15 protein-coding genes are annotated in these 15176 nt (G+C 70.2%); 8 read left to right on the top strand and 7 right to left on the bottom strand.

Features of this window, described 5'->3' with window-relative positions; genetic code table 11:
- Positions 1-116: 116 nt before the first annotated feature.
- A complete protein-coding gene (locus BJZ21_RS00715) occupies positions 117-1100 on the bottom strand; it encodes a hypothetical protein (protein WP_179661999.1) in 984 nt (327 codons plus the stop codon).
- A gap of 325 nt (positions 1101-1425) precedes the next feature.
- Between BJZ21_RS00715 and BJZ21_RS00710 the strand changes: the two genes are divergently transcribed.
- The 5 genes from BJZ21_RS00710 to BJZ21_RS00690 all read left to right on the top strand — a co-directional run bounded on the left by BJZ21_RS00710 (position 1426) and on the right by BJZ21_RS00690 (position 6392).
- The gene (locus BJZ21_RS00710; RefSeq protein ID WP_179661998.1) at positions 1426-2013 is read left to right on the top strand and encodes a hypothetical protein; all 588 of its coding nucleotides are present in this window, start codon (positions 1426-1428) and stop codon (positions 2011-2013) included.
- Between the two features lie 287 nt (positions 2014-2300).
- Positions 2301-3053 carry a class I SAM-dependent methyltransferase gene (locus BJZ21_RS00705; RefSeq protein ID WP_179661997.1) on the top strand — a complete coding sequence of 251 codons (753 nt, stop codon included), beginning with the start codon at positions 2301-2303 and terminating at the stop codon, positions 3051-3053.
- A gap of 82 nt (positions 3054-3135) precedes the next feature.
- A complete protein-coding gene (locus BJZ21_RS00700; RefSeq protein ID WP_179661996.1) occupies positions 3136-3777 on the top strand; it encodes a methyltransferase domain-containing protein in 642 nt (213 codons plus the stop codon).
- 75 nt (positions 3778-3852) lie between these two features.
- The gene (locus BJZ21_RS00695) at positions 3853-4767 is read left to right on the top strand and encodes an SMP-30/gluconolactonase/LRE family protein (RefSeq protein ID WP_343052252.1); all 915 of its coding nucleotides are present in this window, start codon (positions 3853-3855) and stop codon (positions 4765-4767) included.
- A 47-nt stretch (positions 4768-4814) separates the two neighbouring features.
- A complete protein-coding gene (locus tag BJZ21_RS00690) occupies positions 4815-6392 on the top strand; it encodes a GMC oxidoreductase (protein ID WP_179661994.1) in 1578 nt (525 codons plus the stop codon).
- 54 nt (positions 6393-6446) lie between these two features.
- Here BJZ21_RS00690 and BJZ21_RS00685 read toward each other — a convergent pair whose 3' ends face one another.
- The gene (locus tag BJZ21_RS00685) at positions 6447-7382 is read right to left on the bottom strand and encodes an NPCBM/NEW2 domain-containing protein (protein WP_179661993.1); all 936 of its coding nucleotides are present in this window, start codon (positions 7380-7382) and stop codon (positions 6447-6449) included.
- A gap of 536 nt (positions 7383-7918) precedes the next feature.
- On the opposite strand from BJZ21_RS00685, the gene BJZ21_RS00680 reads away from it, so the two are divergent.
- Positions 7919-8365 carry a hypothetical protein gene (locus BJZ21_RS00680; RefSeq protein ID WP_179661992.1) on the top strand — a complete coding sequence of 149 codons (447 nt, stop codon included), beginning with the start codon at positions 7919-7921 and terminating at the stop codon, positions 8363-8365.
- Between the two features lie 34 nt (positions 8366-8399).
- Here BJZ21_RS00680 and BJZ21_RS00675 read toward each other — a convergent pair whose 3' ends face one another.
- Positions 8400-9260 (bottom strand): phosphatase PAP2 family protein, encoded by an 861-nt coding sequence (locus BJZ21_RS00675; RefSeq protein WP_179661991.1) that lies wholly within the window; start codon positions 9258-9260, stop codon positions 8400-8402.
- Positions 9261-9448: 188 nt separating this feature from the next.
- On the opposite strand from BJZ21_RS00675, the gene BJZ21_RS00670 reads away from it, so the two are divergent.
- A complete protein-coding gene (locus BJZ21_RS00670) occupies positions 9449-10051 on the top strand; it encodes a DUF1326 domain-containing protein (RefSeq protein WP_179661990.1) in 603 nt (200 codons plus the stop codon).
- A gap of 6 nt (positions 10052-10057) precedes the next feature.
- Entirely contained in the window at positions 10058-10867 is an 810-nt protein-coding gene (locus tag BJZ21_RS00665; RefSeq protein ID WP_179661989.1) for a DUF2182 domain-containing protein, read from the top strand.
- A 61-nt stretch (positions 10868-10928) separates the two neighbouring features.
- Here the strand turns inward: BJZ21_RS00665 and BJZ21_RS00660 are convergent, their stop codons facing one another.
- The 4 genes from BJZ21_RS00660 to BJZ21_RS00645 all read right to left on the bottom strand — a co-directional run bounded on the left by BJZ21_RS00660 (position 10929) and on the right by BJZ21_RS00645 (position 15175).
- Positions 10929-11264, bottom strand: a complete 336-nt coding sequence (locus BJZ21_RS00660; RefSeq protein WP_179661988.1) for a hypothetical protein — start codon at positions 11262-11264, stop codon at positions 10929-10931.
- A gap of 43 nt (positions 11265-11307) precedes the next feature.
- On the bottom strand, positions 11308-12837 hold the full coding sequence (locus tag BJZ21_RS00655; protein WP_246298430.1) for a SulP family inorganic anion transporter: 1530 nt from the start codon (positions 12835-12837) through the stop codon (positions 11308-11310).
- Between the two features lie 282 nt (positions 12838-13119).
- The gene (locus BJZ21_RS00650) at positions 13120-14694 is read right to left on the bottom strand and encodes a peptide chain release factor 3 (protein ID WP_179661987.1); all 1575 of its coding nucleotides are present in this window, start codon (positions 14692-14694) and stop codon (positions 13120-13122) included.
- Positions 14695-14767: 73 nt separating this feature from the next.
- Complete coding sequence (locus tag BJZ21_RS00645; protein ID WP_179661986.1) at positions 14768-15175, bottom strand: MerR family transcriptional regulator; 408 nt, start codon at positions 15173-15175, stop codon at positions 14768-14770.
- Between the last annotated feature and the right edge of the window lies 1 nt (position 15176).

Genomic DNA, 15176 nt, shown 5'->3' with positions numbered 1-15176 from the left:
ACACCGACATCACGTGACGATGTATGACGCGACGCCCATCAGCCCGACGCCTTCGCGAGCGCAGCCTTTCGCCACAGTGGCTCATGCAGAGGACGCGTCTTACCGCCGCGGGTCGGCTATGGGCACGCGGCGCGGCCGCCGTCCGCTACCGCGGCGAGTTCCCGGTCGATTGCGACGGCGAGGTTAACGGCGTGCGCTACGAGGGGCTCAGGATTGCCTTCGATGAGTTCGAGCCGGGGACCGAACCCAGCCCACCCCCAGCGGGTCAACTGATTCTGCCCATATCCGTAGGTCCATGAAGCGGGCACCTGATTGACAGCGGCAGCCGACGTCTCTTCCGGCGTGCGGCGCCCTCGTTGGCCATGCGCCACGTGTTCGGGTGGCACTAGCGTTGACCGACCAGCAGCATGGCCGAGCGCGGACCAGACGACCGGATCGGTTGCGCTGGATCTGCTGCAGGCCAACACATGGGCGCGCAGCGGCGTCCGTTGGCCACGTGATCGGTCAGATACCTCAACCTGCACCCACTGACCACTCGGCATTTCGGGGCCGGTGAGTATCAGCAGATCGCCACCTGCTTTGTTCCCCACGACACTGCAACTCCAGTTCGAGGGCAGCGGGGCCGGGATCAGAGCAGCGAGCCGACGTCGCCTTCGGATCGCCGGCGAGTCGAGCAGGAGCATGAGCTCATCGGCGAGAAACTGCGTGACCGCGTCCGCGTGCGGTCCTCTCTGCATGAGCTTAACCAGGTCTTCCCAAGTAGCCGCAACCACCCCCGAAAGCACCGGGGGAGCGATTCCGGCCGGGACCAAACTGACCACGACATCCGACGCGCGTTTCGTGTCGGCAAGTTGCGAGACATCCACAGGGGCGTCGAGTTTCGCTTCAACGGTCAAGACAGCGACGCTGCCGGCGACGAAAACGTCGAGGCGGACGTCCGCGCGGCGTTCACCGTCCAGAACAATCTCCTCTACGCGCACATCTGTAACTGCGTCGCACGGGACACCGAGGTGGCGAAGCCAGTCCCTAGCCAGTGAAAGGGAGCGAAGCAGGGCGGCGGCGAGCGCTCGAGTGGCCTCGGTCTCAGTGGTCAGCAACACTTGATCAGTGTCCCCCGGACGTGCGGCGTCACGCACAGCCTTCCCTATGCCGCCTGTCTGATCTTGATCAGAAGGCGCGCAATGACTCCTCTGCCGATTGCGTCCTCAGTGAGGACCTTGAGCGCGCGCCGGGGGGATCACCACTCTTAGGTCGGACGTGTCCATGCATCGCGCGTTCAGAGGATCCATAGGAGCAGGGCCATCCGCAATGGGCAGTGCGTCACTCCGCCGCGAATCGTCGAGGCGCACTGTGCAGCAGCCGCGACCGACATAGCCCCGGTAGAAATACGGACGACGCTCGACCAGTCGTGCGAGACTCCCGCCCATGATGCGCCTGGGGATCGCCTCGGTCCTGCTCCTGCTCCCGTTCGCCGCCTGCAGCAGCTCTACCGAAGAGCCCGAGGCCCGCCCGGACACGGCTTCAAGCAGCAGCTCAAGCCCTGCACAGGAGCCGGCTGACTCCCCCGCCGACGACGAGAGCGAGCCCTCGGGCCCAGTCGAGGACGTGACCGCGATTGCCAACGGCCTCAAAGGCTCCCTGCCCGACGTGCTCGAGTCCATCAAACTCACCGAGGACAACGACGCGAACGACTTGATCGGCCGCCCGGGGCAGTACGACGCCGCGGTGTTCCTCGCGCTCGACTCACTCGGCTGCAGCGGGCCTGACTACGACGAACTCTCGATCGACTGTGGCATCAAGCTTGAGCGTTGGCCGTCCGCAGACGACGCCGCGGCCCGCGCCCACGACATTCAGACCAAGCTGCAGACCTACGGGCTGGGCGCGGAGTGGGACTACGGCGCCGGCAGGGTGCTTCTCCGCATCGCCGGCGACGTGCCGCCCTCCCAAGCCACCAAGATCCGCGACGCCTTCGCCAAGGCGACGAACGCTAAGCCAGTAGACCTCGCCACCTGACCTCAGCCGGGCGGCCTCGGATACTGGCCGCCGAGGAGGTCGGGATGACGATGCGTCATGCCGCGTGTCGGGCGGCTGCCTGGACTTGTCCGTGGGTGCGACAGTCGTGCGTGGCTCTGTTTGGGACTGGTTCAGCGGGGCGATGTCACTGTCGCCGCATCGCGGACACGGGTCTCTGCACGGCCCACAGCCGACGCGCTCACATATTGTCAGGACCGTGCGTGGGCCTGCTTGAGTCAGGAGGATTCGAGCGCAGCTGCAGGCGGTCACGCGGGAAGGGCGTCGTGATGGGCGAAGCGTTCTACTCAAACGCGAGGCTTTACGACCTCATGTTTCCCGGTGGTGGTCCCGCGGTGGACTTCTACAGAGCCGAGGCCGGCCGACGCGGGGGCCCGGTCCTTGAGCTCGGCTGCGGGACAGGGCACAAGCTGATCCCGATCGCGTCGGACGGTGTTCGGTGCGTCGGGCTGGACCTCTCACCGGGCATGCTCGCCGAGGCCCGCCGCAAGGCGGACGAGAACGGCGTCGGTGTGGAGTGGGTGCAGGGGGACATGACGTCCTTCGACCTGGGCCGCACGTTCGATCTGGTGTTCATCACCGCCAACTCCCTGCTGCACCTGCATGAGACTGAGGATCTTGTGAGCTGCTTCAGGGCGGTACGCCGCCATCTGGCACCCGGCGCCCGGTTCGTCTTCGACGTGTTCAACCCGAGCGTGCGGCTGCTCGCCGAGGCCGACGGCGTACGACGCACCAGGGACTCGCTGTCGTTCACCGATCCCGACCGCGGCAGGGTGAGGGTCGATGTGGCCGAGACCTACGATGCGCCCGCTCAGGTGACCCGCGGGACGTGGTTCCTTTCGACGGACGCCGAGCCCGACTTCCTCGCCGCGCCGCTCGAGATCAGGAGCATCTTCCCGCAGGAGCTTCCGCTGCTGCTCTCGCTCGGCGGACTTCGGCTGGTCGACCGCTTCGGCGACTGGTCCGGCCGAGAGTTCATCGGTGACGCGCCACTCCAGCTGTGCGTCTGTGAGGCCGCCTGATCGCAGCGAGCACCGGGTCGCTTCTTGCGCCGGCTCCGCTGGACGATCTCCGCTGGCACCGCCGGGGACTAGGGTCGAGCACGTGCACGAACACAAGCGATTCGACGACGAGGCAGCGACGTGGGACGACGACCCCGGCCACGAGAAGCGGCAGGTGGCGGTGGCCCAGGCCATCAGGGAGGCCGTCAACCTCAGCCCTCGGATGAAGGCTGTCGACGTCGGCGGCGGCACCGGCCGGCTGAGCATCCTGCTCGCCGACCAGGTCGGCTCCGTGGTCGTGACCGACCCCTCCGCCGGGATGGTGCAGGTCGCACGGGAGCGGATCGACGCGGCCGGGCTCAACGACCGGCTGCGCGCGGTCCAGGCAGACCTGACGACAGACCGTCTCGACGGCGCGTACGACGTGGTGTGGAGCTCCATGGCGCTGCACCACGTGCAGGACCTGGACGGACTGTTGCGGTCCGTAGCGGACCTCCTCGTCGACGGTGGCCGGCTGTGTATCGCGGACCTGGACGAGGATCCCGACGGCGCCTTCCACGCTGACAAGGTCGACTTCGCCGGACATCACGGGTTCGACCGGCACCGGCTTGCCGAACAGTTGGCCCACGCGGGATTCGCCGACGTCAGCTTCGTCGACGCCACGACCATCCTCAAGGGCGACCGCGAGTTCGGCGTCTTCCTGTGCACGGCGACCAAGGTGCACGAGCCTGCCGGAGAGCACTGAGCAGGACAGTCGTTCGCGGCGGGGCCGGTCCCTGGTCGAGTGGCACCCCAGCCGGGGGTCCGATGCTGCGTGGCTATGGTCGTGGGCATGGTGTCACCGAAGCCCCTCCAGTTGCCCACCCCTGACTGTGTCGTGCGGAGCGAGGCCACCTGCGGCGAGTCACCCATGTGGTCGACCCTCGAGGCGGTGCTCTACTGGACCGACAACGTCGAGCACCGCATCCACCGTTTCGACCCGCGTACCGGGCACGACGAGGAGATCCGGCTCGACGAGGACGTGATGGACCTCGTGGTCCGGCGCGAGGGCGGCCTGCTGGTGGTCACCGCCAAGTCGTTCGCCTGGCTCGAGCCCGGTTCCGGCGTACTCCGTCCGTTCGCCGAGGTGGAGCAGGACCGTCCCGACAACCGGTTCAACGACGGCAAGGTGGACCGGCGCGGCCGGTACTGGGCCGGCAGCATGGACGGCGAGCACTGGGACCGGCCCACCGGCGCCCTCTACCGGCTCGACCCCGGCGGCGCTCCGGCCCTGCAACTCGACGGCGTCGTCTGTGCCAACGGACTCGGCTGGAGTCCGGACGACCGCACCTTCTACCTCGGCGAGAGCTTCCGGCACGCCATCTTCGCCTACGACTTCGACATCGACCGCGGCACGGTCTCCAACCGCCGGTTGTTCACCGAGGTCGGAGCGCCCGATGGCGCCTTCCCCGACGGGCTGACCGTCGACGCCGAGGGCGGTGTCTGGAGCGTGCACAACGCCGGCGGCAAGGTGGTCCGCTACGACCCGGAGGGCGCACCCACCCACGTGGTCGACCTGCCGGTCCCTCACCCCACCAGCTGCATCTTCGGTGGCGAAGACCTGACCACGCTCTACATCACGACGGCGCGGCAGGGCATGGACGACGACGACCTTGCGCGCTACCCGCTCAGCGGAAGCGTGTTCGCGCTCGATCCGGGTATCCCAGGTATGCCGGAACCACTGTTCGCGGGCTGACCGACCGTTCCGCCTCGCGCCGACACGACCAACCACAGGAGAGCCCGATGGACCCGCACGAGCATCAAGACGTCATCGTGATCGGCAGCGGCCCGGCCGGCGGCACCATGGCCGCCGAGCTCGCCGCCACCGGCAAGAAGATCCTGCTGCTGGAGCGGGGAGACTGGCTGCCGCGCGAGCGGGCGAACTGGGAGTCCGAAGAGGTCTTCGGCAACTCCCGGTACGGCGCAGCCGAAACCTTCTACGACCGCGACGACAAGCCGTTCCACCCCGGGATGCACTACTTCGTCGGCGGCAACTCCAAGGTGTACGGCGCCGCGCTGTTCCGGCTGACCCCCGCCGACTTCGGTCAGATCACGCAGCACGGCGGCATCTCCCCCGCCTGGCCGATCAGCTACGACGACCTCGAGCCGTACTACGTCCGCGCCGAACACATGTACAAGGTGCACGGCAAGCACGGCGAGGACCCGTTCGCCGGCAAGTCGAGCGAGGACTACAAGTACCCCCCGGTCCAGCACGCCCCCCGCATCCAGCAGCTCTCTGACGGCCTGACCGGCCTGGGCCTGCACCCGTTCCACCTGCCGATCGGCGTCGACATGATCCAGGACGAGCAGGGGCAGGCGACCCACGACTCGCCGTGCATCCGCTGCGACCGCGTCGACGGCTTCCCGTGCCTGGTCGGCGCGAAGTCGGACTCCGAGACGATCGCAGTGCGTCCCGCGCTCGCCGCCCACTCCAATCTGCAGCTGCTGACCCGCGCGACCGTGCGCAAGCTGCTCACCGACGACGCGGGCGGCTCGGTGACCGGCGTGGTGACGGAGATGCCCGACGGCTCGACCCAGACCTTCACCGCCGACATCGTCGTACTCTCCGCCGGCTCCATCCTCTCCTCCGCCCTGCTGCTGGCCTCCGCCAACGACAAGCACCCGCACGGCCTGGCCAACTCCAGTGACGTCGTCGGCCGCCACTACATGCGGCACAACAACGTGGCGCTGATGGCGCTGTCGAAGGACCCCAACCCCACCACGTTCCAGAAGACGCTGGCGATCAACGACTTCTACGGCCCCAGCAAGTTCTGGGACTACCCGATGGGCAACATCCAGATGCTCGGCAAGTCCGACGACTGGCAGGTCAAGGGCGAGGCCCCCAAGATGCTCCAGTGGGGCCCTGACTTCGGCTACCGCATCGCCGCCTCGCACTCCATGGACTTCTGGCTGGCCGGCGAGGACCTCCCGCTGCCCACGAGCCGCGTCACCCTGCGCAACGACGGCTCGATCAAGCTCGCGCTGACGCCGGACAACAACACCGAGGGCGTCAAGAGGCTGCGCGCCTGCTTCGATGACATGCTCACCGACCTCGGCATGGCCTCGAAGTCGTTCGCGCGCGGCCTCTACCTCCACAAGAGGATGGACGTCTCGGCCACCGCCCACCAGGCGGGGACGGTGCGCTTCGGCACCGACCCGACCACCTCCGCGCTCGACCTGGACTGCAAGGCCCACGAGCTGGACAACCTCTACGTCGTCGACGGCAGCTTCATGCCCTCGATCGGCGCGGTCAACCCGACACTGACCATCATCGCCAACGCGATCCGCGTCGCTGAGCGGATCGCTGCCCGGCTGCGCTGAGGCGCACACACACCCGCACGATCCGCCCAAGCCTTGCGGCCGCAGTTCAACCACTTAGACGCCTGTGCAGAGGAAGGTCGGTTCCCCTAGTACTGGCCAGGATTCCACGGCGTCCCGTTCCGTGGTGGCGCCGGGCGTGGTGTCGAGCAACTGGATGCCGAACCGGTACGGCTTCGCCAAGTCGACGGTGACTGGAACGCTCATGCCCGGCGTCAGGGTTGGTGAGGCGTAGACCTGCGTGTCATCGGCGGTGAACGTGATCGCGCCGGAGGAGCCGTCGGCAGAGATGTCGGCGACGCCGAGGACTGCCTTGAACGACCTGCAGTGTCGCCCGGGCGTGAACCGGCTCTCCCAGCTTCCGGTGTGGGAGTAGATGTCTACTCCCCAACCGGTGTAAGCGACTCCGTTGATGGTGGTGGTTCCGAAGGTGGTTCCGCCGGTGGTGTAGTACGGGTGGTAATCCGAGAGTGGGATCCAACGCCAGATGGTCACGCTGACCGCGTTCGACACCACCGGCCTGGCGACATGCCGGTAGGTCACGAACACGCGGTAGCGCTCCGTGTTCTCATCGGTGGCGACCCTCTTGAAGCGGACCTTTCTCCGCCCGTTGACCTTGACGGTCTTGACCGTCTGCCACGACGCAGTGCCATAGACCGGCACGTACCACTTCTGAAACGTCGCAGAAGTGGCAGTCCTGGGCGACTTGACCGTGACCGTAAGGGTCAACCGGTCGCCCTCCTTCACCGCCTTCGCGGAAGAAGTCAGCACGGGCTTGGCGATCGACTTGGCGGCGACTCGGCTCTCTGCGGATAAGCCAGCCGTCCTCGCTTCTGCCGTGTCGGTCATCGCCGATAGCGGCGCGACCAGTCCAACCAGCAGGCCGGCGACCAATCCGATACGAACGCGCTTCAATGCCCTCACCTCAACGCCGCCAGAGACCACGTACTTGCGGGTCCGAGTATTGGCCACCCGGTTTCCGAACGTGGCCATTCCCGCGAAGTCGGCTGGCGGAGCGATGTTTTCAACTTGCGGGCGCCTGCATGGCTTCCTTCACCCGGTCCGACCAGCCTGTGCACGCAGACAAGACCGGTGATCGTCGCGATAGCTGCGACCACGGCTGCGCCGCCTGCACGCCACCGAGGCGGCCTGTTGACGTTCCACCCGGGTCGCCGAGTCGGGCGACCGCCGGGCCTCCTTCCGCACGGGAACCCGGCGTCAACCTGCGCCGAGTCGGCCCATGTTGACGTTCCACCCGGGTCGCCGAGTCGGCGCAGGTTGACCTTCCACACGGGAACACGGCGTCAACGAGCGCCGACTCGGCGTGCGCACGGCGTCAACGAGCGCCGACTCGGCGGATCAGGGGCCGGGCCGCGATCTAGTCGAAATGGGTCCTGCCGTCACGCGCCCGGCGGGGTATAACGGAAGTGTCCGGCACAGCACCGCCGGGAGACACGGCGCCGGCCCCCCGGCGCACCGCGAGCTCACGACCCGTGCACGCGCCACGCCGCCCGGATCGGAGCCCCGCCATGCGCAGCTCGCCCGCCCCCCACCTGCTCGCAGCACCGGTCGGCCTGCTGCTCGCGGTGGCCACGGCGATCGGCTGCCAGAGTTCTGCCCCCGACCATGCCGACACCCTGGTCCGGGCCGCGAGCCAGCCGACGTACGTCGCCCAGTACGGCGTCGACACCCACGCCTACCGGCCGAGCCGGCTGAACCCCTCCGTCGACGGGTCGTTGTACGTCACCGGCATGCGATGGACCACCTGGGACGCGCGCCGAGCGGTCGGCAAGGGCGTCGCCCACGTCAACGACTGCAAGCCGGACTGCGCCCACGGCCACTACGCCCGTTACCGGGTCACCGTGCACCTGGCGAAGCCCCGGGAGCTGTGCGGCAGCCGGTTCTTCACAACCCTCCGGGTGAAGGGATCGGGCTACCACACGTTCGCCCACCGGCCGGGCGTCGGCTGCCGGTAGGCACCACGGGCGCCCGGTCCGGGGCCGACCAGGACTACGTGGGCGAGGACCTGTTTCCCGGGCCCGGCCCCCCTGCCGGACTCGCGCGGACGCCCGCTGGTGCGCCCACCGGTGCACCCGCCAGGGCCGGCCGTGCCGCCGCGGGGGCGGCCTCCTTCGGTGCCCCGCGGGCGCTGCGGGTGGCGCCGGGCGTCAGCAGCCCCACCGCCCAGGTCGCCACGAGGCCGAGCAGCATCCCGCTGCCCACGTCGACCACGTAGTGGTTGGCGGTCACCACGACCACGACCGCGGTGAGCAACGGATGCGCCACCAGCAGAGCGCGCACCCACCAGCGGCGCACCATGGCGACGCCGACGACGGCCACCCAGGTGGCCCAGGCGAGATGGAGCGACGGCAGCGCGCCGTACTGGTCGGCGGGGATCGGCCCGTGCGTGGTCCCGAAGCCCGCCCGGGCCACCGAGTCCACGAACCCGGCCCCCGGCAGCAGCCGAGGCGGCGCCGCGGGATAGAGGGCGAACACCAACAGCGCGACGACGTTCGTGAGCACCAGCGCGTTCCGCGCCGGACGGTAGAGGGCCGGCCGACGCACGTAGCAGAACGCCAGCACGCCCATCGCCACGCTCAGGTGGAGGAACTGGTAGTAGTCGACCGCCAGCATGCGCACCAGTCCCTGACCGGTCAGCCAGCCGTTCACCGCGCCCTCGACGCGCAGGGACACGGCCCCCTCGGCGTCGAGGATCGCCCGGCCGTGGGCGACCGCCTCGGACGGGCGGACCGCGGCCAGGGATCGCACCCGGCCGTAGAAGACGAGGAGCGCGGCGACGATCGCGAGCTCACCGACCAGCCGAGGCCGGGCTCGTCCGGTGAACCTCCAGCAGAGTGGGAGCAGTGCCACGACTTCGACTCTACGGTCGGTTCCCGGCGTCGCGCGTCCCACAAGTTCGGGGTCGAGGAGCGGCGACTCGCGGTCCCGATCCTCGGCACCGCTCGTCGCCGAGCCGGGGCCGCCGTATCGCCCGTCTGGTGGATTGACGGGCCGATTCCGCGGTCGAAGAATGAGAGGGCCCAGGGAAGGGGACCGGGATGGCATGGAATCTGACCGGTAGCTACGTCGAGACCTGCTCGTGCGAGCTGATGTGCCCGTGCAACCTGTCGTTCGACCACGGCGCGACCTACGACTTCTGCCGGGTGACCCTCGTCTTCGTCATCCGTGAGGGTGACATCGAGGGCACCGACATCGCAGGCCGCAAGGTCGCGCTGATCGCGGACACGCCCAAGGTGATGACGCAGGGCAACTGGCGGCTCGGGGTGTACGTCGACGACGGGGCCAGCGACGAGCAGTTCGACCGGCTCGTGAAGGTGTTCGGCGGGCAGCTCGGCGGCCCGATGGGCGCCCTCGCGCCGCTGGTGGGCGAGATCATCGGAGTCGAGCGCGCCCGGATCGAGGTGAGCGACGACGGGCTGCGGCACAGCGTCCGGGTCGCCGACACCATCGACTTCGAGATCGAGGACGTCGTCCCGTTCGGCGTCGAGACCGGCGAGCCGGTGCGCTTCCAGGGCATGTTCCACCCGGTCGCCTCCGATCTCACGATGGCCGAGGCCAAGCGCAGCCGGATCGACGCGTTCGGCATCTCCTACGAGGGCCGCACCGGGCTGTCCACGTCCACCTTCACCTGGGCCGCCTGAGCCGAGATGGGGTCGACGGCCGGGCCCACCCCGAACGCCGGCCCGAACCCGGCGTACGCCGCCGCGCGCGCCCGCCTCGGCCTGGTCCTCGCGCTGTTCGCGGTCGCCGCCGCTGGCTGGGTGTGGACGGCGCGGGAGATGCGCGGGATGGACCACGGGCCCTGGACCAGCCTGGGCAGCCTCGGCTGGTTCCTCACCGTCTGGGTGGTGATGATGGCCGCGATGATGTTCCCGTCGGTGGCCCCGACGATCGCGCTCTACACCCAGGTCACCAAGGCCGCCTCCCGTGCCGCACCCTGGCTGTTCGCCGGCGGGTACCTGCTCGCCTGGGTCGGCGCCGGGCTGGTGGCCTTCCTCGTCGGGCGGGGCACCGTCGCGATCGCCGGCGACACCGTGGCCTGGGACCACGCGGGCCGGGCGGTCGCGGGCGCCACCCTGGTGGTCGCCGCGGCCTACGAGCTCACCCCGCTCAAGGACGTCTGCCTGGCCAAGTGCCGCAGCCCCCTGAGCGCGCTGCTCGGCTCCTGGCACGGCGGCCCGACCGGCGCGCTGCGGATGGGCGCCGGCAACGGGGCCTGGTGCGTCGGCTGCTGCTGGGCGCTGATGGCCTCGCTGTTCGCCCTCGGGATCATGAGCATCACCTGGATGGCGCTGGTCGCGGGCATCATCGCCGCCGAGAAGACGCTCCCCTGGCGCCGGACGGTCACCCTGACCACGGCCGGCCTGCTGCTGGCTCTCGGCGTGCTCCTGATCGCCGCCCCGGACGCGCTGCCCGGGCTGCACCTGCCCTCTGGCCAGAGCATGCAGATGGGCTGAGCCGGAGTCGGAGTCCCCGCGACGGCGACGGAGGCGAGCGGAGGCGGGCAGAGGCGGGCGACTACCGACGGGCGCGGTGCACGGCGATCGCCGCGAGCATCGCCAGCACGCCACCGGCGACCGACCAGGCCGGCACCCGGCCGGTGGCCTGCCGGTCGCGGAACCCGTGGCGGGACTGACTCGAGAGCACGGACCCGTCGCACTGGTGGGACAGGGCCGAGCCCCGGCACTGGTAGGACAGCAGCGAGGCGGCCGACATCGCCGACCCGATCGACCCCACCGAGGCGAAGGAGCCGACGCTCGCGACCGAGGCGACCGAGGCCGCGCAGCCGATCGAGAGCACCGAGTCCTGGGAGCAGATCGACAGGATCGAGTTCTCCGACCGGAGGGACCACACGCCGGCAGCCTAGCCCCGGGCCCCGGACGGCCCCCGGAGCCGGTCAGTGCGTCGCGAGCTGCCCGGTGAGCCGGCCGTGCATCCGCGAGCTCGCGTCGTTGAGCCCGCGGATCTCCACGGTCTTGCCCTTGCGGTCGTACTTGGTGGTGATGCTGTCCAGCGCGGCGACCGTCGAGGCGTCCCACACGTGGGACGCGCTGAGGTCGATCACCACCCGGTCGGGGTCCGCGGCGTACTCGAACTGGGTGTAGAGGTCGTTGCTGGAGGCGAAGAACAGCTCGCCGGTGACCGTGTAGACCGCGCGCACCCCGCCGTCGGGGTCCTCGACCAGCTCGCGGGAGACCTCGGCGAGGTGGGCGACCCGGCGGGCGAAGAGCGTCATCGCGACCAGGACGCCGACCACGACGCCGATCGCCAGGTTGCTGGTGGCGACCACCACGACCACGGTCGCGACCATCACGATGGTCTCGCTGCGCGGCATCCGGCGCAGCGTGGCCGGCTGGATGCTGTGCCAGTCGAAGGTGCCGACCGAGACCATGACCATCACCGCGACCAGCGCGGCCATCGGGATCCGGCCCACGACGTCGCCGAAGCCGACCACGAGGATGAGCAGGAACAGCCCGGCGCAGAACGTCGAGATCCGTGACCGGGCCCCCGAGGCCTTCACGTTGATCATCGTCTGGCCGATCATCGCGCAGCCGCCCATCCCGCCGAAGAACCCGGTGATGACGTTGGCGCAGCCCTGGCCCCAGGCCTCGCGGCTCGTGTGGGAGCGGGTGTCGGTGATGTCGTCGACCAGCTTGGCGGTCAGCAGCGACTCCAGCAGGCCGACCAGCGCCATCCCCAGGGCGTAGGGCGCGATGATCTTGAACGTCTCGAGCGTGACCGGCACGTGCGGGATCCCCAGCGTGGGGAGGCTGTGCGGCAGCTCGCCCTCGTCGCCCACGTTCGGCAGGTCCCAGCCGGCGAGCAGCGTCACCGCGGTGACCACGACGATCGCGACCAGCGGGGCGGGCACGGCGGTGGTCAGTCGCGGCAGCAGCACGATCATCGTGATCCCGACCACCACGACCGGGTAGACCAGCCACGGCACGTGCACGAGGTGCGGCACCTGGGCCAGGAAGATCAGGATCGCCAAGGCGTTCACGAACCCGACCATCACCGAGCGCGGCACGAACCGCATCAGCCGCGCCACGCCGGCCAGGCCGAGCAGCACCTGGAAGACGCCGGCGAGGATCACGGTGGCGATGAAGTACTGCTCGCCGTGCTCGCGGACCATCGGCGCGATCACCAGCGCGACGGAGCCCGTCGCGGCCGAGATCATCGCCGGGCGGCCGCCGAGGAAGGCGATCGAGCAGGCCATCGTGAACGAGGCGAACAGCCCGACCTCGGGGTCGACGCCCGCGATGACCGAGAACGAGATGGCCTCGGGGATCAGCGCGAGGGCCACGACGAGGCCGGCGATCAGCTCCCGGCGCAGCAGCCGGGGTGAGCGCAGGACCGTGGCGACGCGGTCGCCCGCCGGGTCGTACGACGAGGAGCGGGCCGGCCGGGACAGGGCGGGATCGATCAAGGAGGAGGCTCCGTGGGAACTGGATCTGTACGGGGGAAGGCCGCGGAGGTACGACGCCGTCCACGCCGTCGGCGTCCGGGGACGCCGCGGCAGTGGCAGGGAGGGCCCACGAAGAACGCGGCGGGGCACGCGGCGGAGGACGTCGCGGCGACATCCCCGGCCTGAAGGCCCCGAAAGCCCCGAGGGCCCCGGGGCGTGCGTGACGCACCCGGGCCCTCGAGTCAGCAACTCTACCCTTACGTAAGACTCAGGGACGAATCGACGCGAGCGCTGGCCCGTGGCTCACGCCTGGTCGACGCCGAGCTCCTCGAGCCGCAGGTCGGGGAGCTCGCGCTGGACGCTGGAGACCCGCCACCGGTCGGGGAAGAGCGCCAGCAGCGCCCCGTCGCTGCGGCGCATCACCTCGACGCCGCGCTTGCCGGCCAGCGCCTCGGCCTGGTCCGCGGGGACCCGGCGCGCCAGGGTGTAGTCGAGGTGGTCGAGGCGCACCGGGCACTTGTACTCCGCCGCCATCCGGGCCACGACCACCTCGAACTGCATCGGGCCGACCGCGGCCAGCACCGGCGCCTGGTCGCCGCGCAGCTCCGAGCGCAGCACCTGGACCACGCCCTCCTGGTCGAGCTGCTCGATGCCGCGGCGGAACTGCTTGTGCCGGCCGCTGTCGGCGGCCCGGACGCTGGCGAAGTGCTCGGGCGGGAAGCTGGCGATCGGCGGGTACTCCACCGGCGAGCCGTCGTAGATCGTGTCGCCCACGCGCAGCGCCGCCGCGTTGACCAGCCCGATGATGTCGCCGGGCTCGGCCACGTCGACCGACGAGCGCTCGCGGCCGAAGACAGCCTGGGCGTACTTGGTCGCGAACGGCCGGCCGGTGGCGGCGTGCCGGACCACCATGCCGCGCTCGAAGGTGCCCGAGCAGACCCGGGCGTAGGCGAGCCGGTCGCGGTGCGCGGCGTCCATGCCGGCCTGCACCTTGAAGACGTAGGCGCTGAAGTCGTCGCCCGGCTGCCGGGGGCTCCCCTGCGCGTCCAGCGTCGGGCCCGGCGCCGGCGCCAGCTCGAGCAGCGTGTCGAGCAGCCGGCCGACGCCGAAGTTGAGCAGCGCGGAGGCGAACAGCACCGGCGTGGTCGCGCCGGCGAGGAAGAGCTCCTGGTCGTGCTCGGCGCCGTCGGCCGCGAGCAGCTCGTGCTCCTCGACCGCGGTCGCCCAGGCGTCGCCCTCCCGGGCCGCCGCGGCGGCCGGGTCCATCCGCTCCTCGGGGGCCTTCGTGGCGCCCCCCGCGGTGCGGGTGTACCGGACGAACTCCCCGCTGCGCCGGTCGAGGACGCCGCGGAAGTCGCCGGCGAGGCCGACCGGCCAGGTGAGCGGCGTGGGGTCGAGCCCGATCTGCTGCTGGATCTCGTCCATCAGGGCCAGCGGCTCCAGCCCGGGCCGGTCCCACTTGTTGACCACGGTGAGGACCGGGATCCGCCGCTGGGCACACACCCGGAAGAGCTTCAGCGTCTGCGGCTCGAGCCCCTTGGCGGCGTCGACCAGCATCACCGCGGAGTCGACCGCGGTGAGGACCCGGTAGGTGTCCTCGGAGAAGTCCGCGTGCCCGGGGGTGTCGACGAGGTTCACCACGTGGTCGCGGAAGGCGAACTGCAGCGCGGCGGAGCTGATCGAGATGCCGCGGGCGCGCTCCATCTCCATCCAGTCCGAGACCGTGCCTCGGCGGCCGGCCTTGCCGTGCACGGCGCCGGCCTCGGACAGCATCTCGGCGTGCAGCGCCAGCGCCTCGGTGAGCGTCGACTTGCCGGCGTCCGGGTGGCTGATGACCGCGAAGGTACGGCGGGGTCGGGTGTCGCTGCTCGGTTGCATAGGTGCACGGAGCCTACCGCCGCGTGAGGGTGGCCCGCATTCCTGCCGCCCCGGCGGTCGGCCGAGCCGGGAGTCAGTGCCGCGCGGAGCGCCGCTGCTTGGCGACCGCGCCGCGCAGCTCCTCGGCGAACCCCTCGGCCACCGCGAGCTGTGCCCGGATCGCGTCCACCCGGGCCAGGGCGGCCTCGTGGAACAGCGAGAGTCGCGCCAGCAGCACCGACCGGTCGGCCTCGGGGTCCTGGCGCTCGAGGGCGTCGAGCGTGCCGAGCAGCTCGCTCATCTCCTCCAGCGAGAACTCCAGCGGCTTCATCCGCTTGATCACCATCAGCCGGGCCACGTCGCTCTCGGTGTAGAGCCGGAAGCCGCCCGTCGTACGCGCCGAGGGCACGACCAGGCCCATCTCCTCGTAGTAGCGGATGGTGCGCAGGCTCAGACCGGTGCGGTTGGCGACCTCGCCGATCTGCATGTGCTGGCGGCCCATG

The sequence above is a fragment of the Nocardioides panaciterrulae genome (assembly GCF_013409645.1).
Classification (GTDB): domain Bacteria; phylum Actinomycetota; class Actinomycetes; order Propionibacteriales; family Nocardioidaceae; genus Nocardioides; species Nocardioides panaciterrulae.
The sequence above is the reverse complement of the archived record's forward strand: the minus strand, read 5'-3'. Positions and strand labels throughout refer to the sequence as shown.

Bases quoted from the DNA above. Each gene is read 5' to 3' on its own strand.
- BJZ21_RS00685 (WP_179661993.1), bottom strand. From the start codon at position 7,382: ATGGCCACGTTCGGAAACCGGGTGGCCAATACTCGGACCCGCAAGTAC.
- BJZ21_RS00710 (WP_179661998.1), top strand. From the start codon at position 1,426: ATGATGCGCCTGGGGATCGCCTCGGTCCTGCTCCTGCTCCCGTTCGCC.
- BJZ21_RS00695 (WP_343052252.1), top strand. From the start codon at position 3,853: ATGGTCGTGGGCATGGTGTCACCGAAGCCCCTCCAGTTGCCCACCCCT.
- BJZ21_RS00680 (WP_179661992.1), top strand. From the start codon at position 7,919: ATGCGCAGCTCGCCCGCCCCCCACCTGCTCGCAGCACCGGTCGGCCTG.
- BJZ21_RS00705 (WP_179661997.1), top strand. From the start codon at position 2,301: ATGGGCGAAGCGTTCTACTCAAACGCGAGGCTTTACGACCTCATGTTT.
- BJZ21_RS00645 (WP_179661986.1), bottom strand. From the start codon at position 15,175: ATGGGCCGCCAGCACATGCAGATCGGCGAGGTCGCCAACCGCACCGGT.
- BJZ21_RS00690 (WP_179661994.1), top strand. From the start codon at position 4,815: ATGGACCCGCACGAGCATCAAGACGTCATCGTGATCGGCAGCGGCCCG.
- BJZ21_RS00670 (WP_179661990.1), top strand. From the start codon at position 9,449: ATGGCATGGAATCTGACCGGTAGCTACGTCGAGACCTGCTCGTGCGAG.
- BJZ21_RS00665 (WP_179661989.1), top strand. From the start codon at position 10,058: ATGGGGTCGACGGCCGGGCCCACCCCGAACGCCGGCCCGAACCCGGCG.
- BJZ21_RS00650 (WP_179661987.1), bottom strand. From the start codon at position 14,694: ATGCAACCGAGCAGCGACACCCGACCCCGCCGTACCTTCGCGGTCATC.